Origin of the sequence: Marinobacter sp. DS40M6 (assembly GCF_028581595.1) — a bacterium.
In the GTDB taxonomy this organism is placed as follows: domain Bacteria; phylum Pseudomonadota; class Gammaproteobacteria; order Pseudomonadales; family Oleiphilaceae; genus Marinobacter; species Marinobacter salarius.
The window spans coordinates 775,377-801,776 of sequence record NZ_JAFCAE010000001.1 but is presented as its reverse complement, the minus strand read 5'-3'; the positions used below and the strand labels follow the sequence as shown (position 1 = coordinate 801,776).

23 protein-coding genes and 1 pseudogene are annotated in these 26,400 nt (G+C 56.7%); 22 read left to right on the top strand and 2 right to left on the bottom strand.

The window, feature by feature from the left end; translation table 11 throughout:
- Window positions 1–24: 24 nt before the first annotated feature.
- The 7 genes from JJO78_RS03605 (at window position 25) to JJO78_RS03575 (ending at window position 9,184) form a co-directional block, all read left to right on the top strand.
- Complete coding sequence (locus JJO78_RS03605; RefSeq protein ID WP_075195364.1) at window positions 25–1,191, top strand: isovaleryl-CoA dehydrogenase; 1,167 nt, start codon at window positions 25–27, stop codon at window positions 1,189–1,191.
- Between the two features lie 334 nt (window positions 1,192–1,525).
- Window positions 1,526–3,133, top strand: coding sequence for a carboxyl transferase domain-containing protein (locus JJO78_RS03600; protein WP_138440142.1), 1,608 nt, complete (start codon window positions 1,526–1,528; stop codon window positions 3,131–3,133).
- Window positions 3,134–3,147: 14 nt separating this feature from the next.
- The gene (locus JJO78_RS03595; protein ID WP_075195366.1) at window positions 3,148–3,954 is read left to right on the top strand and encodes an enoyl-CoA hydratase-related protein; all 807 of its coding nucleotides are present in this window, start codon (window positions 3,148–3,150) and stop codon (window positions 3,952–3,954) included.
- Between the two features lie 2 nt (window positions 3,955–3,956).
- Window positions 3,957–5,954 (top strand): acetyl/propionyl/methylcrotonyl-CoA carboxylase subunit alpha, encoded by a 1,998-nt coding sequence (locus JJO78_RS03590; RefSeq protein WP_075195367.1) that lies wholly within the window; start codon window positions 3,957–3,959, stop codon window positions 5,952–5,954.
- Window positions 5,954–6,862 carry a hydroxymethylglutaryl-CoA lyase gene (locus tag JJO78_RS03585; protein ID WP_075195368.1) on the top strand — a complete coding sequence of 303 codons (909 nt, stop codon included), beginning with the start codon at window positions 5,954–5,956 and terminating at the stop codon, window positions 6,860–6,862. The genes JJO78_RS03590 and JJO78_RS03585 overlap by 1 nt, the downstream gene beginning before the upstream one ends.
- Window positions 6,859–7,437: a peroxidase-related enzyme gene (locus JJO78_RS03580; protein ID WP_075195369.1), complete on the top strand. Its 579-nt coding sequence runs from the start codon at window positions 6,859–6,861 to the stop codon at window positions 7,435–7,437. The genes JJO78_RS03585 and JJO78_RS03580 overlap by 4 nt, the downstream gene beginning before the upstream one ends.
- Before the next feature lie 64 nt (window positions 7,438–7,501).
- A complete protein-coding gene (locus JJO78_RS03575) occupies window positions 7,502–9,184 on the top strand; it encodes an AMP-binding protein (RefSeq protein ID WP_227662381.1) in 1,683 nt (560 codons plus the stop codon).
- Window positions 9,185–9,306: 122 nt separating this feature from the next.
- Here the strand turns inward: JJO78_RS03575 and JJO78_RS03570 are convergent, their stop codons facing one another.
- Window positions 9,307–13,458, bottom strand: coding sequence for a hypothetical protein (locus JJO78_RS03570; RefSeq protein ID WP_127402280.1), 4,152 nt, complete (start codon window positions 13,456–13,458; stop codon window positions 9,307–9,309).
- A 108-nt stretch (window positions 13,459–13,566) separates the two neighbouring features.
- Between JJO78_RS03570 and JJO78_RS03565 the strand changes: the two are divergent.
- From JJO78_RS03565 to JJO78_RS03500, 14 genes and pseudogenes are all read left to right on the top strand, one after another.
- Window positions 13,567–14,073, top strand: a pseudogene (locus JJO78_RS03565) (AMP-binding enzyme); the annotation flags it as partial.
- A 347-nt stretch (window positions 14,074–14,420) separates the two neighbouring features.
- On the top strand, window positions 14,421–14,693 hold the full coding sequence (locus JJO78_RS03560) for a CopG family ribbon-helix-helix protein (RefSeq protein ID WP_075195372.1): 273 nt from the start codon (window positions 14,421–14,423) through the stop codon (window positions 14,691–14,693).
- A complete protein-coding gene (locus tag JJO78_RS03555) occupies window positions 14,690–14,971 on the top strand; it encodes a type II toxin-antitoxin system RelE/ParE family toxin (RefSeq protein WP_075195373.1) in 282 nt (93 codons plus the stop codon). The genes JJO78_RS03560 and JJO78_RS03555 overlap by 4 nt, the downstream gene beginning before the upstream one ends.
- A 122-nt stretch (window positions 14,972–15,093) precedes the next feature.
- Window positions 15,094–15,393: an antibiotic biosynthesis monooxygenase family protein gene (locus JJO78_RS03550; protein WP_226909964.1), complete on the top strand. Its 300-nt coding sequence runs from the start codon at window positions 15,094–15,096 to the stop codon at window positions 15,391–15,393.
- A gap of 242 nt (window positions 15,394–15,635) precedes the next feature.
- Window positions 15,636–16,292, top strand: coding sequence for a DJ-1/PfpI family protein (locus tag JJO78_RS03545; protein ID WP_273622789.1), 657 nt, complete (start codon window positions 15,636–15,638; stop codon window positions 16,290–16,292).
- A gap of 52 nt (window positions 16,293–16,344) precedes the next feature.
- Window positions 16,345–16,860, top strand: a complete 516-nt coding sequence (locus JJO78_RS03540) for a GNAT family N-acetyltransferase (protein WP_075195375.1) — start codon at window positions 16,345–16,347, stop codon at window positions 16,858–16,860.
- A 42-nt stretch (window positions 16,861–16,902) separates the two neighbouring features.
- The gene (locus JJO78_RS03535) at window positions 16,903–17,409 is read left to right on the top strand and encodes a GNAT family N-acetyltransferase (protein WP_075195376.1); all 507 of its coding nucleotides are present in this window, start codon (window positions 16,903–16,905) and stop codon (window positions 17,407–17,409) included.
- A gap of 301 nt (window positions 17,410–17,710) precedes the next feature.
- Window positions 17,711–18,664 carry a trypsin-like serine peptidase gene (locus tag JJO78_RS03530; protein WP_075195377.1) on the top strand — a complete coding sequence of 318 codons (954 nt, stop codon included), beginning with the start codon at window positions 17,711–17,713 and terminating at the stop codon, window positions 18,662–18,664.
- A gap of 313 nt (window positions 18,665–18,977) precedes the next feature.
- Window positions 18,978–20,678 (top strand): Hsp70 family protein, encoded by a 1,701-nt coding sequence (locus tag JJO78_RS03525; RefSeq protein WP_075195378.1) that lies wholly within the window; start codon window positions 18,978–18,980, stop codon window positions 20,676–20,678.
- Window positions 20,675–21,829: a DUF805 domain-containing protein gene (locus tag JJO78_RS03520; RefSeq protein WP_127402282.1), complete on the top strand. Its 1,155-nt coding sequence runs from the start codon at window positions 20,675–20,677 to the stop codon at window positions 21,827–21,829. The genes JJO78_RS03525 and JJO78_RS03520 overlap by 4 nt, the downstream gene beginning before the upstream one ends.
- A gap of 56 nt (window positions 21,830–21,885) precedes the next feature.
- A complete protein-coding gene (locus tag JJO78_RS03515) occupies window positions 21,886–22,629 on the top strand; it encodes a hypothetical protein (RefSeq protein ID WP_075195380.1) in 744 nt (247 codons plus the stop codon).
- Between the two features lie 198 nt (window positions 22,630–22,827).
- Complete coding sequence (locus tag JJO78_RS03510; RefSeq protein ID WP_075195381.1) at window positions 22,828–23,226, top strand: YciI family protein; 399 nt, start codon at window positions 22,828–22,830, stop codon at window positions 23,224–23,226.
- Window positions 23,227–23,239: 13 nt separating this feature from the next.
- Window positions 23,240–23,806 (top strand): GNAT family N-acetyltransferase, encoded by a 567-nt coding sequence (locus JJO78_RS03505; protein WP_075195382.1) that lies wholly within the window; start codon window positions 23,240–23,242, stop codon window positions 23,804–23,806.
- A 35-nt stretch (window positions 23,807–23,841) separates the two neighbouring features.
- Window positions 23,842–24,159, top strand: coding sequence for an antibiotic biosynthesis monooxygenase family protein (locus tag JJO78_RS03500; protein WP_075195383.1), 318 nt, complete (start codon window positions 23,842–23,844; stop codon window positions 24,157–24,159).
- 12 nt (window positions 24,160–24,171) lie between these two features.
- On the opposite strand, the gene JJO78_RS03495 is transcribed toward JJO78_RS03500, so the two are convergent.
- The gene (locus JJO78_RS03495) at window positions 24,172–25,104 is read right to left on the bottom strand and encodes an AraC family transcriptional regulator (RefSeq protein ID WP_127402458.1); all 933 of its coding nucleotides are present in this window, start codon (window positions 25,102–25,104) and stop codon (window positions 24,172–24,174) included.
- A 196-nt stretch (window positions 25,105–25,300) separates the two neighbouring features.
- On the opposite strand from JJO78_RS03495, the gene JJO78_RS03490 reads away from it, so the two are divergent.
- Window positions 25,301–26,386 carry an aldo/keto reductase gene (locus JJO78_RS03490; RefSeq protein WP_075195384.1) on the top strand — a complete coding sequence of 362 codons (1,086 nt, stop codon included), beginning with the start codon at window positions 25,301–25,303 and terminating at the stop codon, window positions 26,384–26,386.
- The last annotated feature ends 14 nt before the right edge of the window (window positions 26,387–26,400 follow it).

The following is a 26,400-nucleotide window of genomic DNA, read 5'->3' as shown; positions in this document are numbered from 1 at the left end:
AGCAAGATCAAAAGGTAGCCAACCATGAAATCACAATACTCAGAGTTCAACTTCGGCCTCGGCGAGACCCTGGACATGCTGCGCGAGCAGATCAACGGCTTTGCCGCCAGTGAAATCGCCCCCCGCGCCGAAGCCATCGACCATGACAACCTGTTCCCCAACGACCTGTGGAAAAAGTTCGGTGACATGGGTCTGCTGGGTATTACCGTTGACGAAGCCTACGGCGGCTCCGGCATGGGCTACCTCGCACACGTCATCGCCATGGAAGAAATCAGCCGTGCCTCCGCATCCGTGGGACTCTCTTACGGCGCGCACTCCAACCTGTGCGTCAACCAGATCAACCGCAACGGCTCCGACGAGCAGAAAGAAAAGTACCTGCCCAAGCTCATCAGCGGCGAACACATCGGCGCCCTGGCCATGTCCGAACCCAACGCCGGTTCCGACGTCGTCTCCATGAAACTCAGCGCCAAAGACGCCGGCGACCACTATGTGCTCAACGGCAGCAAAATGTGGATCACCAACGGCCCCGACGCCCACGTCTATGTGATCTACGCCAAAACCGATCCGTCTGCCGGCCCGCGCGGCATCACCGCCTTCATTGTGGAACGCGACACCCCGGGATTCAGCCAGGCCCAGAAGCTCGACAAACTCGGCATGCGCGGCTCCAACACCTGTGAGCTGGTGTTCGAAGACGCCAAGGTACCCAAGGAAAACGTCATGGGCGGCGAAGGCAACGGCGCCAAAGTCCTCATGAGCGGCCTCGACTACGAACGCCTCGTCCTCTCCGGCGGCCCGCTGGGCATCATGCAAGCCGCCATGGACGTGGTGGTTCCCTACATCCGCGAGCGCAAACAGTTCGGCCAGGCCATCGGTGAATTCGAGCTGGTCCAGGGCAAAGTGGCTGACATGTACACCTGGATGAACACCGCCAAATCCTACGTCTACATGGTCGCCATGTCCGCCGACCGCGGCAACACCACCCGCAAAGACGCCGCCGGCGCGATCCTCTACTCCGCCGAAATGGCCACCAAACTGGCCCTCGACGCCATCCAGTTGCTGGGCGGTAACGGCTACATCAATGAGTACCCGACAGGCCGTTTGCTGCGGGACGCCAAGCTTTATGAAATCGGTGCCGGCACGTCCGAAATCCGCCGGATGCTGATTGGTCGTGAGCTGTACCTGAACAACTAGGCCCGCTGTTCCGGGTGGAGGCGGTCGGCCGGGTAGGGCTTTCGGGAACCGCTACGAGCACATCCATGTGCGCTTGACGTAGGCCGTCCTTGGCCTACGACATTCCCGAAAGCCCTACCCGGCCAACCGCCCGAACCTGGGTAGTTGCCCTCAAACAGAAGTACAAAGAGCGGATAGCAACCAAATTCAGACGAGGGTCTGGTGGCATGGCGATCCGGGACCGTAAAAAACAGGGATGTTTTTTACGAGCCTACAGGGACGTATTCACGGCGTGTCCCGGATCGCCATGCCACCAGACCCGACGCACGGACTCAGACACACGGACTAAAATGCTATGACGGTACTCCAAAGCAAAGTGAACCCAAGGTCCGAAGAATTCCAGGCGAACCAGGAATCCATGGCCAAGGCCGTAGCCGATCTGCGGGACAAAGTGACCACCATCCAGCAAGGCGGCGGCCCCTCCTACCAGGAACGCCACATCGCCCGCGGCAAACTGCTCCCAAGGGAACGCATCAACCGCCTGCTCGACGACGGCTCCCCCTTCCTGGAAGTGGGCCAGTTCGCCGCCTACAACGTCTATGACGAAGAAGTTCCGGCCGCAGGCGTCGTCGCCGGCGTCGGCCGCGTTTCCGGCACCGAATGCATGATCATCGCCAACGACGCCACCGTTAAAGGCGGCAGCTACTACCCGCTGACGGTCAAGAAACACCTGCGCGCCCAGGAAATCGCCCTGCAGAACCGCCTGCCCTGCATCTACCTGGTCGACTCCGGCGGCGCCAACCTGCCACGACAGGACGACGTCTTCCCGGACCGCGACCACTTCGGCCGCATCTTCTACAACCAGGCCCGCATGTCTGCCGATGACATCCCCCAGATCGCCGTCGTCATGGGCCTGTGCACCGCCGGCGGTGCCTACGTACCCGCCATGGCCGACGAATCCATCATCGTACGCAACCAGGGCACCATCTTCCTGGCCGGCCCGCCACTGGTGAAAGCTGCTACCGGTGAAGTCGTCAGCGCCGAAGACCTGGGCGGCGCCGACGTGCACTGCAAAGTCTCCGGGGTGGCCGATCATTACGCCGAGAACGACGCCCACGCCCTGGAAATCGCCCGTCGCTGCATCTCCAATCTCAACCGCCGCAAACCGGCCGACGTGGAGATCCGCAAACCCAAGGCACCGCTGTACAACGCCGAAGAAATCTACGGCATTGTCGGCACCGACCTGCGTAAACAGTTCGACGTGCGCGACGTCATTGCCCGCATCGTCGACGGCTCCGAATTCGACGAATTCAAACGCTACTACGGCCAGACCCTGGTGACCGGTTTTGCCCATATCCACGGCTACCCGGTGGGCATCATCGCCAACAACGGTATCCTGTTCAGCGAGTCCGCCCAGAAAGGCGCGCACTTCATTGAACTGTGCTGCCAGCGCAACATCCCGCTGCTGTTCCTGCAGAACATCACCGGCTTCATGGTGGGCCAGAAGCACGAATCCGAAGGCATCGCCAAGCACGGCGCCAAGATGGTCATGGCCGTGGCCTGCGCCGAGGTGCCCAAGATCACCGTATTGATCGGCGGCAGCTTTGGCGCCGGCAACTACGGCATGTGCGGCCGCGCCTATAGCCCCGACTTCCTGTGGATGTGGCCCAACGCCCGCATCTCCGTGATGGGCGGCGAACAGGCCGCCGGCGTACTCGCCACCGTCAAACGCGAAGGCATGGAGCGCAAAGGCCAGGAGTGGAGTGCCGATGAAGAGGCCGAGTTCAAGAAGCCCATCGTCGACTCCTACGAACATCAGGGCCACCCCTACTACGCCAGCGCCCGCCTGTGGGACGACGGCGTGATCGACCCGGCCCAGACCCGGGAAGTGGTCGCCCTGAGCCTGTCCGCCACCCTGAACCGCCCGGCCAAGCCAACACGCTTCGGCGTGTTCCGCATGTGACGGAGGAGAACACCATGACCGAACAGGAAACCGCGGTTCTACTCAATCGCCGCAGCGGCGGCGTCACCGAGGTGGTGCTGAACCGCCCGGACAAACGCAACGCCTTTGACGACGTCATCATCCAGCAACTGATCAACGCGCTGGAAGCCGTAAACACCGATGACAGCACCAGCGTTGTCATCCTGCGCTCCGAGGGCAAGCACTTCTCCGCTGGCGCGGACCTGGGCTGGATGCGCCGCATGGCGGACAACAGCCGCCAGGAAAACCTGGACGACTCGCGGGAACTGGCGCGGCTGATGAACGTGCTTAACCACCTGTCCAAGCCGGTGATCGGCCTGGTGCAGGGTGCTGCCTTCGGTGGAGCCGTCGGCCTGGCCGCCTGCTGCGACATCGTGCTCGCCACCGAGAAAGCCAGCTTCTGCCTGAGCGAAGTGAAACTCGGCCTGATCCCCGCTGTGATCAGCCCCTACGTGGTACGCGCCATTGGCGAGCGCCAGGCCCGCCGTTACTTCCTGTCCGCCGAAGTGTTTTCCGCAACGCAGGCGCAGGAATACGGCCTGGTGCACATCGTCTGTGACGATGTTGAAGCCATGAACGCACGCTGTAACGAGATGCTGCAGCAACTGGCCATCAACGGCCCAGAAGCCATGAAAGCGGCGAAAGACCTGGTGTTTGCCGTCAGCCACAAGCCGATCAGCGCCGATGTGATCGACGATACCGCACAACGCATTGCCGACATCCGGGTGGGTGCCGAAGGGCAGGAGGGACTTGGTGCCTTCCTGAACAAACGCAAGGCCAACTGGGTTCCGGAGGAAGAATAACCATGTTCAGCAAAATCCTGATCGCCAACCGGGGCGAAATCGCCTGCCGGATCATACAGACCGCCCACCGCATGGGCATTCGCGTTGTCGCTGTCTACTCGGACGCCGACGCCGACGCGCGCCATGTCGCCATGGCTGACGAAGCCTTCAACATCGGCCCTGCAGCCAGCTCCGAGAGCTACCTCAAAGCCGACAAGATCATCGAGGTGGCGAAAGAAAGCGGCGCCCAGGCCGTTCACCCGGGCTACGGGTTCCTCTCCGAGAACACCCAGTTCGCCGAAGCCTGCGAAGCCAACAACATCGTGTTCATCGGCCCGCCCTCCTCCGCCATCGCGGCCATGGGTTCCAAGTCCGCCGCCAAGGCCATTATGGAAAAAGCCGGCGTGCCCCTGGTGCCGGGTTACCACGGTGACGACCAGACTCCGGACACCCTGCGCAAGGAAGCCGAGAAGTGCGGCTTCCCACTGCTGCTGAAAGCCGTCGCCGGCGGTGGTGGCAAAGGCATGCGCGTGGTCGAGCGAATGGAAGACTTCGACGATGCCCTGGCCGCCGCCAAGCGGGAATCGAAGAACGCCTTCGGCAACCCGGACATGCTCATCGAACGCTACCTGACCCAGCCACGCCACGTGGAGATTCAGGTGTTCTGTGACAAGAGCGGCAAAGGCGTCTACTTGGCCGAGCGCGACTGTTCGGTTCAGCGCCGCCACCAGAAAGTGCTGGAAGAAGCCCCCGCCCCGGGCCTGAGCGAAGACACCCGCAAAGCCATGGGCGAAGCGGCCGTCAAAGCCGCCCAGGCCATCAACTACGTCGGCGCCGGCACCGTGGAATTCCTCTACGACGTGGACGGCTCCTTCTTCTTTATGGAAATGAACACCCGCCTGCAGGTAGAGCACCCGGTCACCGAAATGGTCACCGGCCAGGACCTGGTGGAATGGCAGTTGAAAGTCGCCTGGGGCGATGCGCTGCCGCTGGAACAGTCCCAAGTGAAAACCCGGGGCCACGCCCTGGAAGCACGTATTTACGCCGAAGACCCGGACCAGGATTTCCTGCCCGCCACCGGCAACCTGCGCTACCTGAGCACGCCCGATGAAAGCGCCCACGTGCGGGTGGATACTGGCGTCACCGAAGGCGACGACATCAGCATCCACTACGACCCGATGATCGCCAAGCTCATCGTGTGGGACGAAACCCGGGACCAGGCCATCAACCGTATGGTGCAGGCTCTGGAGCACTACCGCATCGCCGGCGTGAAAACTAACATCCGTTTCCTCCACGCCCTGGCCGACGCCCAGCCGTTCCGGGAAGCGGATCTGACCACCGGCTTTATCGAGGACCATCGCGAACTGCTGTTCCCGAAATCCCGGCTCGACACCCACAAGGCCCTGGTGCTGGCCGCCGGCTTCGTGCTGGAACAGCGCAAGTCCCGGGAAGTGATCAGCACCGACCCCTGGTCGCCTTTTGGCCGCCAGAACAGCTGGCGCATGAACTCTGAATACGCCCAGCCCCTGCAACTGCAGGTGGGTGAGGACATCCACGAACTGAAAGTGCTGGAACGGGACGACCGCTATCAGGTGTTTGTGGGTGACAGTGTCTACAACCTGACGGCGAAGCTGGACGACGACTACCTGCAGGCGGTCATCAACGGCCACCGCATCAGCGTTCACGGCAACCTGCACAACGATCAGCTGGTGCTCTTCTACGAAGGCGACACCTTCCAGTGCATCCTCTACCGGGAAACCTACGGCTTCGAGGAAATGGCCGGTGAAGGCAGCCTGGCCGCGCCCATGAACGGCGCCATCGTGGCGGTACAGACCAAGGTAGGCGACACCGTGACCGCCGGCCAGAGCCTGGTAATCATGGAAGCCATGAAAATGGAGCATGCCATCAAGGCCCCGGCCGACGGTGTGGTGACCGACATCTTCTTCGCCGAAGGCGATCAGGTGTCCGAAGGCGCCGAACTGATCGCCATCGAAGTCACCGACGACGAGGAGGCAGGCTAATGGCCTTTCCGACGCAGGTAAGACTGGTTGAAATGAGCCCCCGGGACGGCCTTCAGAACGAACCCGGCCCGGTGATCGACACCGCCATCAAGACCGGCCTGATCGACCGGCTGGCCGACTGTGGCCTCAACCACATCGAATCCGCCAGCTTCGTGTCGCCAAAATGGGTGCCCCAGATGGGCGACGCCGCCGAGGTGATGGCCGGCATCAAGCGTAAAGCCGGTGTGCGCTACTCCGTGCTCACCCCCAACCTCAGGGGCTTCGAAAACGCCCTGGCGGCCGGGGTGGACGAAGTCGCCGTGTTCGGCGCTGCGTCGGAATCGTTCAGCCAGAAAAACATCAACTGCTCCATCGCCGAAAGCCTCGAGCGCTTCCTGCCGGTGATGGAAGCGGCCAAACAACACCACATCCCGGTACGCGGCTACGTCTCCACCGTGCTCGGCTGCCCCTACGAGGGCGACATCGCCCCCGAACAGGTGGCCAAAGTCGCCAAGGCCCTGGCCGAACTCGGCTGCTACGAAATCTCCCTGGGCGACACCATCGGCGTGGGCACCCCGCTGAAAGCCAAACGCATGCTCGAAGCCGTGGCCGCCGAAGTGCCGATTGAGAAGCTCGCTGCCCACTTCCACGACACCTACGGCCAGGCCCTGGCCAATCTTTACGCGGTGCTGGAAGAAGGCATCTCGGTGATTGATGCGTCTGTTGCCGGCCTCGGCGGCTGCCCTTACGCCAAGGGCGCCTCCGGCAACGTCGCCACGGAAGACGTGCTATACCTTCTGAACGGATTGGGCATCAAGACCGGCGTCGATCTGGACAAACTGGTCACCACCGGCGAGTGGATCAGTGGACAACTCAAACGCCATAACGGCTCAAAAGTCGGCCAAGCTCTCGGAGGAAACTGCTCATGAGCCATCACAACAACGTCGTCGCCCTGGATCTCCCGATCCCCGAGATCAAGGACATGCCGGAAGACACCCAGAAGTACTTCCAGATCTGCCAGGAAAAACTCGGCATGATCCCCAATGTTCTGACCGCGTACAGCCAGAACCTGAAGCAGCTTGAGGGCTTTACCCGGCTCTACAACGAACTGATGCTCGGCGAAGGCGAACTCAGCAAACTGGAACGCGAGATGGTCGCTGTCGTGGTGTCCTCCGAAAACAAGTGCTTCTACTGCCTGGTGGCCCACGGTGCTGCCGTGCGGGTGCTGAGTGGCGACCCCGTGCTGGGCGAACACATGGTGATGAACTACCGCAGCGCCAAACTCGACAAGCGCCAGCGCGCCATGCTCGATTTCACATCGCACCTCACCCGCTCCCCGGCGACCGTTACCGAAGAACACACCCAGGCCCTGCGGGACGCTGGCCTCAGCGACAGTGCTATCTGGGACCTGAGCAACCTGATTGGCTTCTACAACATGTCCAATCGGGTGGCCATCGCCAGCGATATGCAACCGAATCCTGAATATCACAACCAGAGCCGCTAGCAGGCTGATTCAAACCTGCAGCTTGCCCTCGACGACAAAAACAATGGAGGCAGACACCATGAGCATGACTCTTCCCAGCTACACCAGCGGTACCTCCGAAGTACCCCTGCTGGGCATGACCATCGGCGCAATGCTCGACCGCACCGCCGAGAAATACCCGGACACCGAAGCCCTGGTCGCCCTGCACCAGGACATCCGCTGGACCTATAAAGAGTTCGTGGCAAAGGTCAACGAAGCCGCCCGCGCCTTCATGGCCATCGGCGTCAAACGCGGCGACCGCGTAGGCATCTGGTCCCCCAACCGCTACGAGTGGACCGTCACCCAGTTCGCCACCGCCAAGGTGGGCGCCATCCTGGTCAACATCAACCCGGCCTACGGCTTGCACGAACTGGATTACGCCATGAACCTGGCCGGTATCTCCGTGCTGGTCACCGCAGACAGTTTCAAAGCCTCTGACTACCGCAAGATGGTCTACGACCTGGCCCCCGAACTGAAAGCCGCCACCCCCGGCAAGCTCAAAGCCCAGAAAGTGCCCGAGCTGCGCGCCGTGATCAACCTGGACAAAGACAAGCACGACGGCATGTGGACCTGGGCCGAGTTTGTCGGCTTCGCCAGCGACGTCAGCCAGGAAGAACTGGACAAGGTACAGGGCCAACTGCAGTTCGATGACCCCATCAACATCCAGTTCACCTCCGGCACCACCGGTAACCCCAAGGGCGCCACCCTCACCCACCACAACATCCTCAACAACGGATACTTTGTGGCGGAGAGCCAACTGCTCACCGAGAAAGACCGCCTGGTCATTCCCGTGCCCCTGTACCACTGCTTCGGCATGGTGATGGGCAACCTGGGCTGCATCACCCATGGCGCCACCATGATCTACCCGGGTGAAGGCTTCGAGCCCAAATCCGTACTGCAGGCCGTGCACCAGGAAAAAGCCACCGCCCTGTACGGCGTGCCCACCATGTTCATCGCCGAACTGGCCGAGCCGGACTTCGAAACCTACGACCTTTCCACCCTGCGCACCGGCATCATGGCTGGTTCCATCTGCCCGGCAGAGGTGATGAAAAAGGTCAACGGCAAGATGAACATGAAAGAAGTGCAGATTGCCTACGGCATGACCGAAACCAGCCCCGTGTCCACCCAGACCAGCTCCCTGGACCCGTTCGAGAAACAGGTCACCACCGTGGGCCGCACCCAGCCCCACCTGGAAACCAAAATCGTCGACCCCGGCAACGGCAACGTGGTCCCACGCGGCGAAATCGGCGAGCTGTGCACCCGTGGCTACAGCGTGATGCTGAAGTACTGGAACAACGACGAGAAAACCCGCGAAGCCATCGATAGCGCCGGCTGGATGCACACCGGTGACCTGGCCACCATGGACGAAGACGGTTACATCCAGATCGTCGGCCGCATCAAGGACATGGTCATCCGCGGCGGCGAGAACATCTACCCGAAAGAAATCGAGGAATTCCTCTACACCCACCCTGCCATCGAGGAAGTGCAGGTGACCGGCATCCCCGACGACAAATACGGCGAAGAACTCATTGCCTGGGTGAAACTACGCCCCGACGCCGACCCCGTCACCGGCGACGAGCTGCGGGAATTCTGCAAAGGCAAAATCGCCCACTTCAAGATCCCCAGGAACTACAAGTTCGTGGATGAATTCCCGATGACCGTCACCGGGAAGATCCAGAAGTTCAAGATGCGGGAGATTTCTATCGAGGAGATGGGGCTTAAACCATAAACCCCAGTTCGTTAAAAAGCCTCCAGCCCTAGCTGGAGGCTTTTTAACTGATCCATGTAACCCATTCTGTTCGCTGAACTAGATCTTAGCCAGCAAGCCTTTACAAAAGATTCAACAGTGAGCTATTTCACCCCAACGGTGAATTGTCCCTGGTCAGGGGTCACTCCGAGCAAATCAATTAGACTTCCGCCCCTACTGATATAGTTCAAAGTTTGCGAACCACCGTCGGACTCAGACATCAAAACCCCACCTCCAGGTCCTACAGCCCAAGTACCTGAGGGCGGTTCCATTCCAAATGCCGCCATCCGATCAAACCACTCATAAGTAAAGGCATCAACACGTTCTAGAAATCCTGTATTCCTATAGCCCGAAGAGGGTTTCCAGCCCGGCGTTGAGACAACCTCTGAACTAGCGACAACGCTACCTTTCAAGCGAGCACGGTAATTTCCGTCCATTTCACCTCCCAACTCGTGAGAGACTGTATACGCCAAAAAGTCGGCTCTTAGATCCAGATAGTGGACAACGACTATCCGATTCCCACCGTCCTCGGCGTAATCTCCTGCTTCAATTCCAAATTCGCCAAAACTGGTCATATGGGCAAATTTCGGATAATACTGAACACAATCCGGATCTGGATCCAGACTACTGTAGCATATGATTTTTAATTCAGTATTTGGTATGAGAGATTCTCCATTGACCTCCAACCATCTCTCCGCCGATAGTCTAAGCTCCACGCTCTCTGACTTGATGAAATCAACTGCAAGCACAGCTGACCCCATTGAGCTTGCCTGCGTATTAGAACTCAAGTTCGCGCCTAAAACCCCCCTCTCAGAAGCCGCTACTTCGACAGACAGCTTATTCACAACACTGACATAAACGTCATATTCATCGCCCCAGTTTGTGATCGTCGTTTCGACCCAGCGTACCGACTTAGCTGCCGTGCCTGCTTGATCAAAAAACCATCCCCCACTAATTTCTCCATTTTGAGGCTGGCTCAGTATTTCACGCCAGCCATCAGGGTTGGTCCCTGCGTCATATAAATCGGGTGAAGTGGAAAGAGTATTTGGGCGAACATAAAGTGTGTCGGTGTAAGATTCATTCACCATAGCCACAAGCCATTCGTCACCAACGCCATCTTCAATGATTGCGGCACCATGTACGTTCCCTGGTGCCACAGCAAACAACTTGCCGCCACTATAAATCTGGCTGGAAAAGCCCTCCTCTCCAAAATACCTTGAGGAAGGTCCATGCCAACTTAATATACGTGTGGGTGTACCGCCTACGTATTGTCCCTTCCAATCAATATTACCGAACGCCGCATTATCGGTATTTACCGCGTTCCAACTGCCATCATGAGTCAGAAACTTTGCCGCCGTTGCAGTTTGTGCAACCAGCCCATGGTCACCCTGTTCCTTGAGTTCAACCGTTTTAGCTTGGACTACCTGTCCTTTCGTGCCTATCGCCTGGATCGAAAGGAAGACCCGCTCATCGGATAAGCCGGATACCGTTGCCTCTCTTTGCGTACGCCCAAATTCCGCCAACTTCTCCCAGGCGTCATTTTCGTGTGTGTTTTCATCTTGCTGAGCCAAAACTGGGTCATCAGTGAGATACGCATCAAATCGCTGAATGAACGCTTCATCAGCCTGCTCAACCGACCACTCGATATCAGCGCTTGTAGGGTCGTTCGACTTCCGAAATGCCTTTACTATCTCGGGAGGAGATATCTTTTTCGGGACCACGCTCACATCGATTCTTCGAATCGGTACTGCAACCCCAGGTGACGTATTCCCTACCTGAGAAATCTGGACGACATCTCTATATTCCCTAACTTCTCTTGAGCCCTGGTTATTGAACGTCATCGAGAGTGTTTGAGTCTCACCCGGCTCCAATTCACCTCTGTCCGGATACACCATCAGGTAACTGTCGGCCTGGTAATCCGCTCTCCAGCTCAGTGACTGCCCGCCCACATTTTTGACGGAAATAGTTCGAACAATATTCTCACTGCTTCCCTCTTCAATAATTTCGGATATGCCACTACCGTTGACAAGCATGGCTGCAGGAGCAGGGCCGCACATATTTAGTTTATTCTCAAAAATCTTGCCTTCTTTCGAACCGATTTTGACTTGAAGGCCCGGAGGCGTAATCCCAACAACCTCAAAAAACTTTTTTCCGCCTGTGGTTTCCCACTTTAAGACGCTTTCCAGCCCCGCATAAATGCCATATGTGAGCGATTCATTACACGCTGATGTTAAGTCGTACGATGATCGCATCTCGGAATAGCCCTGAATATCAATCGCGGGGCCCATTAAGTCGTATATCTGAACCGTAGGTTGCGCGCCCACATACATCCGGAATCTTGCCTGGCTTTCAACAACGGGTTCTCCGGGGCTCCAGTCACTGCTGTAGCCGCTCGAATACTCAAACCCCACCCCTTTTGAGTAGTAGATGCCAGCGAAAACCGACGATGTCAGGTTGGATTCAAGTCCCAACTGTCCCGTCACCTCACCATTCGCACCCAGGTATACGTCAACATAGGGATTCAAATAAACGGGCACAAAACCTATTAAGAAACTCGTTCTAGCAAAATTTATACGACCGAGCTTTCTCCGTACAACGTCATTTCCACCTGCACCCTTCTGAGTCTTCAAAGACCCACTGGCCATAAGCGTAATGTTTGCCTCATTACTGATGGAGGGAGAGACCTTAAAGAACTTAAGCCCCTCCTCATATTCGAATGAGGCGCTCACATCGAGCTCAAACTTCACATCAAGGCTGCCAGAGAGTTCCAGCAATTGGCCATCGACGTCCCAGGTTCCACTGTCTTGTAGCGTTGATTTAGTATTGGCTTCGGCTGGCTCTACCGACAAACTAATAACAGACGGGTCATTGCTTGACTGGGCCAATAATTTATAGGGCTTTATAGTTATTGATTGAGAGGCGGGAGAGGTTGGGTATTCAATCGACTCTATATCGTCCGCAGAGAACGCCTTACTGAACGTACCCGTTCCTTTTTGAATGACATCAGTAAGTTTCGCCTGCTGATATCCAAACTCGACCGAGTCCCCATGGCTGATAACATCCTGCACACTGACCAAGAGCGGCTTATCGTTGACTACGAGGGATACCTGGTCACCCGACGACAGGTTGATCAATCGGTTTTTCAGGGTCTCATCAGCAGGCAGGTCAACCGTTATTCTATCTGGCGAGACTTGGCCAGTGAGTCCTTCCCCGAGGCCTACATAGTTAGCCGAAATGGCTACTTCTGTGTATCCAAAGTTGATTTCCACGACCCGATCGCGCAGAAAGCTCTTTATTTCACAGCGAGTCCCATCTGCACTGACTTTATCGCAGCCATCCCATCCCAGCATTCTGCTCCCGGAGTCCGGGTAGGCAGTTAGATAGTAACTATTGGAACGACTTTTGGAGACATGAAAGCGTGTTTTTATTTGCTCCGGGTCGTATACCCTTTCACCATTTTCATCCAGCACGTACCCGGCACCGAAACCAACCACGGTAATACCCGCGTGGCTGGAGATTGTTTCATCCTGAGCTAACGAAACGCTTCCACCAAACAGATTTTTGATTTCCACATCGATCTCGTCGGTGGAAGCGCCCGAAAGAACGAGTTCAACATACGTCTGCATGTCACAACATACGGTTGAAAAATCAAAAGCCAGACTGGCCGTGTGCTGAGGATCATTCGGATTAAAATCGAGAACGTCTTGATGGTTAACCGCCCCATCCCCATTCAAGTCTTCCTTGAGAAATAGGCCTGCGAGGTAGTTTAAATAGTTAACAGAGTCAGACCGTTCCGACCTTTGTAGGTATGCGCTCGAAACTCGCCACACCAGGTCAGATAAAGGACTTACATTGATTCCGTTACGAACATCTTCGACAGCGGCTACTGCAAACACTTCTGCATTTTCAGAAATCGCCAATGATTGGCCGCTAACGTCGGCACCGCCGGTCACCCTCACAACAACCAGTTCCTCGGACTGAGGTGCCGTAAGATCCACTGCCCACTGACTTACCTTCAAGCCATCAGAACCATCACTCACTGATGTGTGGGCGTAGGTTTCCGAGCCTAAAAGATCAGTAACAGCAACATCACCTCCCGCATTTTGCAAGAAGTAGGCGTGGCCGATTTCAGGAGGCGCATTCGTGTCTGAAGATGAGTTTCCGCGACAACCAAGGAGAGTTAAAAACAGTGCGAGCAGTACGAAAAACTTCGAAGATAATCGTAGCATTATGATCAATCCTTTAATCCACAACAAAAAGCATTTCCTTTTGACGCTGCGACCTTAACATAATTTAATGCAAACAAACATGAAACAGCTTGCGACTCCTTCTGCCCGGCGGAGGTGATGAAAAAGGTCAACGACAACATCATATCCTGGGGCGAAATCGGCGAACTGTGCACCCGTGGCTACAGCGTAATGCTGAAGTACTGGAACAACGACGAGAAAACCCGCGAAGCCATCGACGACGCCGGCTGGATGCACACCGGCGACCTGGCCACCATGGACGAAGACGGCTACATCCAGATTGTCGGCCGCATCAAGGACATGGTCATCCGCGGCGGCGAGAACATCTACCCGAAAGAAATCGAGGAATTCCTCTACACCCACCCCGCCATCGAGGAAGTGCAGGTGACCGGCATTCCCGACGACAAGTACGGTGAAGAGCTCATCGCCTGGGTGAAACTACGCCCCGACGCAGACCCGGTCACCGGCGACGAGCTGCGGGAATTCTGCAAAGGCAAAATAGCCCACTTCAAGATCCCCAGGAACTACAAGTTCGTGGACGAATTCCCGATGACCGTCACCGGGAAGATCCAGAAGTTCAAGATGCGGGAGATTTCGATTGAGGAGATGGGGTTGAAGAAGTAACGCCCCTCCTCCAGTCCGCTCTTACCTCAGACCCCAGCCATGTGCTGGGGTTTGTGCCTGGTGTATTCTGTGTATACGCTTTTGGAAATGTCGGAATCATGCGGGGGGCCTGTAGCAGTCTGGAGTTATACGAACCGGATCGAAAAACTCCGGCGGTAGCCGTTTTGGACTCCGATTACCATTTGATTTTAAATAGTTTTCTGGGTCAGAAAGGGACGGCTACAATTGGAATTATACGAATGCGTGTTATGCGAACGCGTTCGTGTAACACGCTGTTAAATTCTTTTGCCGCACCCTCGCTAACTATGATGTAATACCTTGTAGTAATCCGCATTGAGGGTACAGTTATGAGTGTCACTACCGTTCGTCTTCAGGCAGAAGTTGAACAGCACCTGGAAGTAATTGCCGGCAGACTCCACCGAAGTAAAGGCTGGGTGATTAATCAGGCGCTATCAGAATACATTGAAAAGCAACAGCGTGAGCAGGAGCGTTGGCAGCAAACGCTAGAGGCAATGGAATCGGCCGCCCAAGGAAAGGTAGTTGATGCTAGCGAGGTCCATGGTTGGCTCAACAGTTGGGGAACCGAAAACGAGCAGGATGCGCCGAGGTCAGGTAAGTGAAACTGGTTTACACGGACGAAGCCATTGAAGATTTGAAGCGCCTCAGGGAGTTTATCGCAGTTCACAATCCTCCTACGGCAGGCAGGATAGCCGCAGAACTGGTTAGCAAAATCGAATTACTCCCAGACTTCCCCAGAATGGGAACACCGGTTGAATTGGCGCCGGTACCTGATTCCATCCGCGACATGGTTTTTGGCAAGTACGTTGTCCGCTATTCCGTACATGTGAGTACCATCATCATTCTAAGGGTATGGCACGAGCTAGAAGGCGAACGATAGCCATTTAACCAGTGGCTCTTGTCGGACGTGCCTACGCTGGCGCTCCGGCACGTCGCAAAGCCAAGGCGTTACAAAGCAAGGGAGAGTGTGCGGTTATGATCGCCAGGGAATGGAAGTGCCGAGTGCCTGAAGCCCACAGTGCGGGGTTCACGGGCTATCTTTACGAAACCGGCATCAAGGATTCGTCTGCAACACCAGGCTTTCTCGGTGCTCAAATCTTCCGTCGATCATTGCCCGCCAAAATAGAACTTACCCTCATCACTTACTGGGACAAGCTGGAGTCCATCAAGGCGTTTTCTGGCAACGATATTTCGCGGGCACGCTTGTACCCAGAGGATGAGGTTTATGAGCTTGAGCCTGACCTTTCGGTGCAGCACTATGAGGTCATTGAGCATCAGTTTTCGGCAGAGCAGCGGGGGTAAACGGCCGCTGTCCCGGTTTATAGGTGCGACACCGACCAGTGCCAGTGCTGCAATCTCTTTTCGGTTCAATGATCGGAGTTCCGGGAGCTCACTGAGGAGGGTGTAGGCGAGCACGCCGATGGCTTGGGCGTAGCGCATTGGAGAGCGATATCAAGGTTCGAGTTATCGCTTGAGAGTCATGCAGCGCTACGCACTTGTTACCGGTCTCTCGAATGAGGAGCCTGCCATCATCGAGCTGCTGCATGAAGGCCCCCAGCGGCCACTGGCATCAACAATCTCTACAATTCAAATACACTCAGGCGTTGAGGGTTCGCCCCGGTTCCCGAGCAGCACATTCCGCCAACGGCCCGGAAAACTGCTTCATTATCGCAGAATCGAAATCACCCATCCTGTGTGCCAGAGACTTGTCGGTTAACCCACATATTTCCTTCGAAGATTGCCCGCCGCTGGACTACCTCTTGGTTCCAGGTGGGCGGGGGACGCAGAAAGAAGTCTACAACGAAGCCCTAACAGGTTTTGTGCGACGGCAGGCTGAACACTGCCAGGCGCTGTTATCGGTGTGTACCGGGTCTTTCATTCTCCATGCTGCAGGCCAGTTGTCTGGTAAAAAAGCGACCACCCATTGGGCGTCACTTGAACGCCTGAGAGCCTTGGGTGATGTTGAGGTCATAGAAGAGCGCTTTGTTGAGGATGGCAGTATCTGGACATCGGCCGGTATCTCGGCGGGTATTGATCTCATGCTGGCGTTTATCGCGCGCACTTTCGGAGAGCAAATAGCGGGTGACGTGCAGTTCAGTTCTGAATATTTTCCTGCTACAGCCCGTTATGGAAAGGTTGAGCAACACCCTGATGCGCCGACGTACTTGAGGCGTAGCAGACTCCATTGTCGTAACCACTAATGCTCGAAGCAGTTCGCGGGCGTCATACACAAAATGCATCAAGGACAGACGCGTGCTCATAACTGAAACACCCAGATTGTTACTGCGTGAGTTTTCATCCGGTGATGTGGACGCACTTGCGGAGATTATTGGTAACCCGAAGGTCATGGAGTTTTCGACCAATGGACCATGCACCGAGGATGATACCCGGCAGTTTATCGACTGGTGCCTGGACTCATACCGGGATAATGGTTTTGGTCAGTGGGCTGTTGTTGATCGTCTTTCCGGGGCGGTTATTGGTTTCTGCGGATTGAGCCACGTAGAGCTTGATGGCGCTCAGGAAATAGAGGTCGGCTATCGCCTTGCACCAAGCGTTTGGGGGCAAGGCCTGGCGTCAGAGGCTGCGGAGGCGGCGTTGGAGTACGGCTTCTCGCACTGTGGCATTGACTCGATCATAGCGATCATCGCAACCCGCCACGTCGTTTCTGCTGGTGTGGCGGAGAAGGTGGGGTTCAGAATTGATACCCGCACCAAATACCGTGGCTGGGACGTTATCATTTACCGCAAACGCCATGCGGCGAGTGCCTGAGCCACATAGCCCTTACCGGCCCTAAGGAAGCGAGCGCGCACAATGGAATTGGTGACGAGAAGGTTTGTTCTCCGCGATTTCGGGGATGGGGATACGGCCGCTTTTGAGGCATACCACAACGATCCTCGCTCTCAGGAATTCTATGGGGCCGAGCAAGCCAATCCCGAGCATGCTCGCGAGCTCATTGACCTATTCAAGGCATGGGCGGCTGAGCAGCCACGGCTGAACTATCAACTCGCCATCATTTTACGGGACGCCCCCCAAGTGCTTATTGGCTGCTGTGGGCTGCGATGTGCGAATGCGGAAGCAGGAACTGCGGAATTGGGAATCGAACTAGCGCCGGAATACTGGGGGCGATACACGTATGCCTTGGAGGTCATGCAAGCCTTGGCGGTGTTTGGCTTTAACTCGCTGCAACTGCATACAATCTATGGTGGCACGGTCGGCGCAAACTCACGCATAGCGAGGCTGGTAGAAGCGTTTGGCGCGACGGCCGTCACACGACCGGCCCCCGACTGGATGTCAAACAAGGGCTGGGCAAATGGTTGAGTTAGCTACCCACCAACTGGGCTTCTTGGGTATTGGATCGGCCTGAGAGAATCTGGGCATTACTGCGTCTTACTGGAAGAGCCTTGACCTGTACAAACTTTGACCACCCACCCTAAAGACCTAAACTAACTAGTGACTCTGATTCGAGCTGGAGAGTCTTGCCCCCGGAGATTCACAAGGCGGTGTTGCTGCGCTGGTCATCGTCGGTTTTTGCTGGATGCATACAGAACCGGGGCAGGTTCAGCGCTGGCCTCGTCTGGCGCTGGAAGCCATCGTTTAGCATTGAAAAAGGAACTTCAAAATGGCTAGCAAAGATAAAGCGAATGATGAATCACCTCTCTCTGCCTCCCAGGTTGCCGAACGTTTCGACAGAAGTCCGAAGGGCACAATACCGAAAGACCTGCAGTCCATGCTGCTGCCGGAACCAAAGCCCTACAAATATAAAGGGCTTGAAGCCAAACGAGACGCAAGGTCTGACGAAAAACCTACCGCGCCAATGATGCCCAAGTGGTTTGGGGCAAGCTCCGTACCTTGCAGGGACAAGCTGGCAAAACCGCCTCGTGTTCTTCTGAACGGAAAGGATCTTAGGCCTCTTACGGTTTTCAATCCGGAGGACCGCAGGATTTACAACGACATCAGCTACCCGTGGGGGACCATTTGCAAGGTTCTGACGTCGTCCGGCTCAGGATCGGGCGTCATTGTTGGCCCCAGGCATGTGCTGACGGCAAGCCATGTGGTCGACTGGCGCTCAAATGGCGCAGGTACCGTTGAGGTTCATCGATCCGGCGGTTCAGTCCGTGCTATCACCGCCATCACCCGGGTCTGGTTCTATACAAAAGTGACCGGCAGCGTTGGCTGGTTTGAACTTGACGAGGACTATGCCGTTCTGGTCACGGCTGATCGTATTGGCGATCTATTTGGATGGATGGGCACGCGAACGTACAACAGCTCATGGGATGACGAACCTTACTGGTTCAATATCGGCTATCCCGGCAGTATTGGTAGCGCTTTGCGCCCAACCTTTCAACGCGACAAGAAGCTGAATGAGCCCTGGCATGATCTCGGCCCCGCTCGATCCATGGAGACTCACGCGGACATAACGCCCGGAAATTCCGGCGGCCCGATGTTCGCTTTCTGGAGCGACGGTCCCTATGTTGTGGCGGTTGTATCTGCTGAAGATTCAGACGAAAACTGGTGCGCAGGAGGTTCCTGGTTAACCAAGCTTGTGCGCCATGCACGGGATCAGGATGCGTAACCAGTAACTGAAGACCATTTTCCGGAAACGGTACTAACAGAAGGGCCAGGTTTGGCCCTTCTGTTAGTTGTGGCTGTGGTGTATGGCCTCATACATTGCGTTGATGTAATATTTCCCGATAAACAACAAACAACGCACACCCTGGAAGCCAGTTCAAGGATGATATGCCATGACATGGAGCGATCTGCGTAGTCCTCCCGCAATTCCCTCGCACACTTCAAGCAGCCCAAAAGGAAAGAACGCCGAAACATCATTTGGCCTTCGAATGCTGCTATTTTTCTTCCGCTAAAAAGACACAAACCAAGGAACTTCAATGGCAGTCATCGGCATTGATTTGGGCACCACCAACAGTTTGGCAAGTGCCTGGAAAGAAGATGGACCTGTAATCATCCCGAACGCTCTTGGCGAATGGCTTACCCCTTCCGTGGTGAGTGTGGACCGCAGTGGTAATGTGCTGGTGGGCCGGCCTGCCAAGGACCGCCTGGTGACCCACCCTCACGCCACGGCGTCGCAATTCAAGCGGCTGATGGGCACGTCCGAACGCCTTGCCCTGAACGGGAACAGCTACTCCCCGGAAGAGCTTTCAGCGCTGGTTCTCAAGCAGATCAAAGCCGATGCAGAAGCCTTTCTCGGGGAACACGTCGAAGAAGCCATCATCAGTGTCCCTGCCTACTTCAACAATAACCAGCGTACCGCTACGCTCACTGCAGCACGGCTTGCCGGCCTGCACGTTGAACGCCTGATAAACGAGCCAACGGCCGCTGCCCTGGCGTATGGGTTGCGCGAGCAGCGGGACGAAAGCACCTTTATCGTGATCGATCTTGGTGGCGGCACCCTGGATGTCTCCATCCTGGAGAAATTCGATGACCTGCTGGAAGTACACGCTACCAGCGGCGACAGTTTCCTCGGCGGTGAGGACTTCACCCGGGCACTGGTGGCGGGGGTACTGGCAAAGTGGGAACTTGGCAGTCAGAAACTGAGCCGGGAAGAGCGGGCACATGTCTACCGCGTCTGCGACCAGGCCAAGGCCGCGCTTTGCGAGGACGTTCAGGTTGACGTGAAGGCATCCATCGGCGGCCAGTCGCTCGCAACTACCGTCACTCGGGATGACTTTCTGGGATATAGCGCCGGCCTGCTTGATCGTCTTCGCGCCCCACTCGAGCGAGCGGTGCGGGACTCCGGTTTGGGTCGCGAAGGATTTGATGAGGTCATCATTGTCGGCGGGGCATCCCGCATGCCCATGATCAAGAACGCTGTCGGGCGTATGTTTGGGCGCATCCCTTCTGCCAATCTCGACCCAGACCTTGTTGTTGCTATGGGCGCGGGCATCCAGGCGGCTCTTAAACAGCGTAACCAGGCTCTGCGGGATACCGTGCTGACGGATGTCTGCCCCTTCAGCCTGGGCATCGAATCGGCGCAGACGCTGGAACAGGGCACTCGCACTGGCTTTTTCTCCGTGCTCATTCCGCGCAATACCGTGATTCCCGCCAGTCGGGTCGACCGCTTCTACACGGTGTCTGACCATCAGAAACAGGTTCAGCTGCATGTCTACCAGGGCGAGCAGAGACTGGTCAAAAACAACATCAAGATTGGCGAGATGACCGTTCCCGTTCCACCCAAACCTGCTTCCGAGGAAGCCGTGGATGTCCGCTTTACCTACGACATCAACGGCATACTCGAAGTGCAGGCAGAGGTTCTGAGCACCGGGGTCAAGGATCGCCTCATCATTCGCAACACGGCGACCGAGCTCTCGGACGTCGATATCGAACGTGCCTTGAAGCGGCTGGACTCGCTCAAGTTTCATCCGCGGGAGGACAGCGCCAACATCGCGGTGATGATGGAAGCGGAACGAATGTTTTCTGAAGCCCTGGGGGAACAGAGACAATTGATCAGCGACCTGATCATGGAACTGGAAAACGCGATGGACTCTCAGGATTCGCAACGGGTGGACACGATACGTACTGCCGTTGAACAACGCCTGGATGCTATCCGCAAACAATGGGGAATGTGGTGAACGCCTGGGAATATCTCGGCATCGAGCCGAACAGCGACAAGCGCACGATCAAGCTCGCTTACGCACGACGAGCAAAAGAGTGCAATCCAGAGGACAAGCCTGACGAGTTCATGACGCTACGCCAGGCCTACGAGACAGCCCTGAAGGCTATTTCGGCACCGTCGCAGGCCGATCCTGCTTCCTCATTGGCGACGCCAGCAGCCTCAACCACACCCTCGCCGTCTTCCCAACTCGAGCCGCAACCGATCTCAGAGCCTCAGCCGGCGTTGGCCGAACGCCCGGCGGTTGATGCCCGAGAGGTCCGGCACCTGGCAGACGAAATCGCAGCCATGATTCAAAAAGCGGAGGACACATCAAACCTCGAAGCGATGGAAGCGCTCCTGAACAATCCGCTGCTCGAATTCCCGGGTATTCGAGATGACATCGGCCATTATGTTCTCAATGTGCTTTGGCAAAAAATCTCCGAAGCCTCCCCCCGATGCTGTCCACTGGACCGAACCGTACTTCTGACATTGGACCGCACATTCGGCTGGAGCAACGACTACCGGCACGTGCCGGGCCTGCCCATGGACAATATTTACCTGCTTCTGGACGCCGCCCATGCCAGCGAAATCAAGAACAGTGAACGTTTAGGCTGGAGATGGCTTGGCCGCTTGCTGGCGAATTCGAGGGGGCGTATCTCCCGGCTGGAGTGGCTGTTTGCTTTTCTGGTGCTGGTGTTAGGGACGAGCGCGACGCTAGGCCTTGTTCAGGGAGTGATGAATCTGCTGCCCGGGACCTCCTACCACGCAGATATTTTCCTGATCGTTGCTTTGCTGGCGGCCATCTCCTTCTTCTGCTTTACCGTAAAGCGCAGCGTGGATGCCGGGGTAAACCCGATTGCGACCCTGATTTTCGGCTTTCTTTTCCCAGTTACGCTGCTTTTCTTTATTGCGGGGGTACCCAAAGAACACGCACGGCACGAAGACCCGAGGATAAAATTCACAGACCCACTCGATATAGCATTCTGGGATGTCCGAGGAGACGAAAAGCGCTACGGCGTGGCGCAGCGGTTTGGTGTTTTCTTCAAGAAGCTCTCACCTCGGTTTCTCTGGGGTCTTGGAGGCTATCTGATTGTCGGCATAGGGGTTATACCGATACTGACGCTCTGACCGGACACGATCCAGCAATCAGATTCGGATCGCGAAGACAGAACAAGAGTGCGGAAATGCACCTGACTGATGCAGAAGTAGTTATGTTGAAAAACCATAAAACTAAAAGAGGATATAGGATGGTTACTATGCGACTTGGTGTACTTGGTTGTTCGTTGTTAGTCCTCTCGGGCTGCGGCGCATTACCACAGTCTATTGAGATGGAAGATAGCCGAAACAAGATATTCTCAAGTGAGATAGTTGTTGCCATCCAAGAAACGCCAGGCTTCCTTTTTACTACCCCTGACATCGCACTTTTCGACACATTGACGTGGTATTCCGAAAGGCCGGACAGCATGCCTAGCTGGAAAGGAATCACGTCATTCAATGAAATCCCGGATTTCACAGCTGAGGTGAGAGAGAAATTTATAACCGCAGTAGGCAGTGAGAGGCCCTATTCCTTCAGGCTTGCCAACAAGGTGGAGCCGACGGTTGATTCTGATGATTTCAGCAGGCTGACCTCCCAGTATGATGCACCATACATTCTTGAGTTCAGGACTAAATACGGCTCTTTTGCACACGGCCCCCTGAGCTGGAATACTTTTTTCCTGAATTATATTAGCGATGCAACACTGGTGCGCACTAATGATGGGAAGGCGGTATGGCGTGCCACTTGCACAGTCAAAGCATCGGAGTCCGATTTGCTGGGTGTGCCCGCTGAGGATGTTCTTGATGGCTCTGGGGAAGACTTCAGGGCGGCCGCTGACTATGCGACATCCTCATGTGCCGAAAAACTGTCTGAGTCTTTCATCAACGGATAAAAGATTCACTTATCCCATTTTCCCGGTTCGACCTGTGTTTTGGTCGAACCGTTACGCACATCATTGGCAAACCGGGACAGGTTTATTTCCTTACCGCATCGAGAAAAATCGCTCGATTGTCGAAATCCGCGATGCCTGATCGACTACCCGATGAGCCTATTAAAGGTTTTTGATGAAACGACAATCGGGAGAAACACCATGAAATACATGCTGCTGGCCTACGGAAACGAAGAAAAATTCAACAAGATGAGCAAAGACGAGCTGGCCGAGATTGGGGAGAAGTGCAAGAGCTTTGACGCCGAGATGCAGGCGGCGGGCGAGGTCACATGGGGCGGGAGCCTGAGCTGGGACTCAAAGTCGATGCGCCTCAAGGACGGAAAACTGATAGTCACCGACGGGCCGTTCGCGGAAACCAAGGAAGTCGTGGGCGGTGTGGTGATCATCGAAGCGCCGGACTTCGATGCAGCGGTTAAGCTCGCCTCGCTGCACCCGGCAGCGCGCATGGGCGAGAAGTTGGGCTGGGGCATCGAGCTCCGCCCGATAAACTTCTGCCTCGCGATCCGCGAGGCAGCTTCTAACGTCCGTCGTCAGGAGTAAGGCTCATTCAGTTATGGCAGAATTATTGGAATTTCAGACCGAACGACTACGTTTGCGCCAATGGCGCGAGAGTGATCTCGAGCCGTTCGCCGTTCTAAACGCCGACCCAAAGGTTATGGAGTTCTTCCCCGAGCCGCTGGGTGGGCATGCAAGCAACGAGATGGCGGAGACAATTCGTTCGCTCATCAAACAACGTGGCTGGGGGTTCTGGGCGGTAGAAGTCAAGGGCGCCGAGCCCTTTATTGGCTTTTGCGGGCTACACGTCCCCGTTGCGGCGATGCCGTTTTCTCCGTGTGTGGAGATTGGTTGGCGCCTATCGTTCGCCCACTGGGGGAATGGCTATGCGTCAGAAGCTGCTCGCGGTGCCCTGGATATGGGGTTTCAACAGCTGGGGCTTTCTGAAATTGTCTCCTTTGCCACCGTTGGCAATCTGCGATCACGCGGTGTCATGGAGCGCATCGGCATGACGTACAGTGGCGAGTTTGAACATCCCAGTTTGCCCGAGAGTAGCCCGTTGCGGCCACATGTGCTTTACCGGTTGCAACGAGAGCAGTGGGAAGTAGAAAAGCCTAACCATTAGCCCCAGTTTGTACTGGACTTACCCTGGAGCACGCCATGTCAGAAATCACCAACACCCCCACTCCGCCCTACTATGCTGTCATTTTCACCAGCCACCGCACCGAGGGCGACAACGGCTACGGCGAAATGGCCGAGCGAATGGCCGAATTGGCGGCACAACAACCCGGCTACCTGGGTATGGAATCCGCCCGGGAGGGGCTGGGCATTACGGTGTCCTACTGGGAAAGCCTTGAGGCCATTCGCAACTGGAAGCAGAACGCGGAGCATCAGGAGGCCCAGCGGCGCGGCCATCAGCAATGGTATTCCAGTTTCCGGGTGCGGGTTGCGAAGGTTGAGCGGGAGTACGGTATTTGACCGGCGCCCCCCTCATACACCACTCTCAATCGCCACACTGGAACGCATCACGGCCTTGTCCCGGCCCGGTGGCGCGCCAAACAGTTTGCGGTAATCGCGGCTGAACTGGGACGGACTTTCATAGCCGACCTGGTAGCCAACACTCGCCACTTCCTGATCGCTTAACAACAGCCGCCGGGCTTCCTGCAGGCGCACCAACTTTTGGAACTGCACAGGCGTTAAACGGGTGATGCTCTTGAAATGCCGGTGGAAGGTCGCCGGGCTCATACTCGCCATTGCCGCCAGCTCGGCCACCCGGAAGGGCTGTTGGTAGTTCGCCTGCATCCAGGCCGTTACCCGGCCAATGCGGGCGGTGTCGCTGTCCTTCAGGCCGATCTGCTGCAGAGCCGGCCCCAGCGGCGAACGCAATATACGCCAACAGATTTCCCGACGGACAAGCGGCTCCAGAACTTCACGATCGTCCGGTTGATCAAGCAACCGGAGCAGGCGAATGACAGGATCGTACAGGTCATCCGGCATCCCGGCCGTGACCAGTGCCGGTTGTTTTGGGCCCCGATACGCCATTTCCGGATGGGTCACCAGCAGCTCGGAAATCATCGCCGGATCAATCGACAGGCTCAGCGCCAGATACGGCTTATCGGGGGAGGCCTGCACGATCCGGGAGTTCACTGGCACATTGACGGACGCCAGCAGGCACTCGCCCTGGCGATAATGAAAAGCCGACTCCCCAACCGCCGTTACCTTGGCCCCCTGCAATACGATGCAGAACGAGGTCTGATAAAGGGCTCGGATGGTGCCGCTGGGTTCCAGGGCGTGGGTCAGGCGTAAACCGTCGATCGCGCTCTCCGGGCCATGGGTCTGCCATTGCTGCTCGACAAGATCACGGAGCCGGCTCAGGGATGGGTTGTCCGGTTGCATTGGTATGACGTTGGGCTGGGCGGTCATGGCGGTCTCCTGTTCTGATGGGATCATAGACTGTCCGGCGCCGCACTTCAGCAGGGGCATCCCCAGGCTGATATCAGGTTGCGAGGATTGTGCAATCCTCTGAGAGTTTCCGCCAGCTCGATTGGCCGTGCGTCGCCTAGTATGAACCCACGGCCCTGCTCCGGCAGGTTCATCCATAACGAAGAGGTGATCGGCTATGACAACTCCCAACTTACCCCAATCCACCCATGACGCACCCCTGCGCCTGCGGACGCTAGGCAACTCGGGGCTGTTTGTATCGGAACTGTGCCTGGGCACCATGACCTTCGGCGGCGGGGACGACATGTGGGGGCTGATCGGCCAGTTGCAGCAGGAACAGGCCGATCAGCTGATGAAGACGGCCTTGGAGGCGGGCATCAACTTTATCGATACCGCCAACGTGTACGGTGGTGGTGCCAGTGAACGCATCGTGGGGCAGTCCCTGAAGAATCTGAACGTTCGCCGCGAAGATGTCGTACTGGCCACCAAGGTGCTCGGCCCTATGGGTGAAGGCCCCAACGCCCGTGGTGCCTCCCGTGGCCACATCATGAGCGAGTGCAAGGCCAGCCTGCAGCGACTGCAAACCGACTACATCGACCTGTATCAGATCCACGGCTTCGACCCGGCCACGCCGATAGAGGAGACCCTGGAGGCGCTGAATTCCCTGGTGCAACACGGCCACGTCCGTTACGTCGGCCTGTCGAACTGGGCCGCCTGGCAGGTGATGAAAGCCGTTGGCATTACACGCACCCGCCGCCTGTGCCCGATTCTGTCACTGCAGGCTTACTACACCCTCGTGGGCCGGGATCTCGAACGGGAAGTGATCCCCATGCTGGAGTCCGAAAACATCGGCCTGATGGTGTGGAGCCCACTGGCGGGCGGCTACCTCTCCGGCAAGTACGAGGGGCCGGACGTCTCCGAGGAGAGCCGGCGCGCCAAGTTTGATTTCCCGCCTGTCAACCGGGAGCGTGGCAGTGCTGTCATCGCCGTGATGCGGGAGATCGCCATCAGCAAGAAGGTCGACGACCAGCCCGTCAGTGTGGCTCAGATTGCGCTTGCCTGGCTGCTGCACCAGAACGCCGTAACCAGTGTGATTGTCGGGGCCAAGCGGGTAGACCAGTTGCGGGACAATCTCCTGGCGGCACAGGTCCGGTTCTCAGCCGACGAACTGGCAGCCCTGGATGAGGTCAGCCGCCTACCGACGGAGTATCCGGGCTGGATGCTGGAGCGACAGGGGGAGTATCGGGCGCATATGAAGGCGTGATATGCGGCGCTGCC

Coding starts and splice junctions, on each gene's coding strand:
- JJO78_RS03490 (WP_075195384.1), top strand. CDS start 25,301: ATGACAACTCCCAACTTACCCCAATCCACCCATGACGCACCCCTGCGC.
- JJO78_RS03505 (WP_075195382.1), top strand. CDS start 23,240: ATGGCAGAATTATTGGAATTTCAGACCGAACGACTACGTTTGCGCCAA.
- JJO78_RS03530 (WP_075195377.1), top strand. CDS start 17,711: ATGGCTAGCAAAGATAAAGCGAATGATGAATCACCTCTCTCTGCCTCC.
- JJO78_RS03605 (WP_075195364.1), top strand. CDS start 25: ATGAAATCACAATACTCAGAGTTCAACTTCGGCCTCGGCGAGACCCTG.
- JJO78_RS03575 (WP_227662381.1), top strand. CDS start 7,502: ATGACTCTTCCCAGCTACACCAGCGGTACCTCCGAAGTACCCCTGCTG.
- JJO78_RS03560 (WP_075195372.1), top strand. CDS start 14,421: ATGAGTGTCACTACCGTTCGTCTTCAGGCAGAAGTTGAACAGCACCTG.
- JJO78_RS03585 (WP_075195368.1), top strand. CDS start 5,954: ATGGCCTTTCCGACGCAGGTAAGACTGGTTGAAATGAGCCCCCGGGAC.
- JJO78_RS03510 (WP_075195381.1), top strand. CDS start 22,828: ATGAAATACATGCTGCTGGCCTACGGAAACGAAGAAAAATTCAACAAG.
- JJO78_RS03600 (WP_138440142.1), top strand. CDS start 1,526: ATGACGGTACTCCAAAGCAAAGTGAACCCAAGGTCCGAAGAATTCCAG.
- JJO78_RS03495 (WP_127402458.1), bottom strand. CDS start 25,104: ATGACCGCCCAGCCCAACGTCATACCAATGCAACCGGACAACCCATCC.
- JJO78_RS03580 (WP_075195369.1), top strand. CDS start 6,859: ATGAGCCATCACAACAACGTCGTCGCCCTGGATCTCCCGATCCCCGAG.
- JJO78_RS03545 (WP_273622789.1), top strand. CDS start 15,636: ATGAAGGCCCCCAGCGGCCACTGGCATCAACAATCTCTACAATTCAAA.
- JJO78_RS03525 (WP_075195378.1), top strand. CDS start 18,978: ATGGCAGTCATCGGCATTGATTTGGGCACCACCAACAGTTTGGCAAGT.
- JJO78_RS03595 (WP_075195366.1), top strand. CDS start 3,148: ATGACCGAACAGGAAACCGCGGTTCTACTCAATCGCCGCAGCGGCGGC.
- JJO78_RS03590 (WP_075195367.1), top strand. CDS start 3,957: ATGTTCAGCAAAATCCTGATCGCCAACCGGGGCGAAATCGCCTGCCGG.
- JJO78_RS03500 (WP_075195383.1), top strand. CDS start 23,842: ATGTCAGAAATCACCAACACCCCCACTCCGCCCTACTATGCTGTCATT.
- JJO78_RS03515 (WP_075195380.1), top strand. CDS start 21,886: ATGCACCTGACTGATGCAGAAGTAGTTATGTTGAAAAACCATAAAACT.
- JJO78_RS03535 (WP_075195376.1), top strand. CDS start 16,903: ATGGAATTGGTGACGAGAAGGTTTGTTCTCCGCGATTTCGGGGATGGG.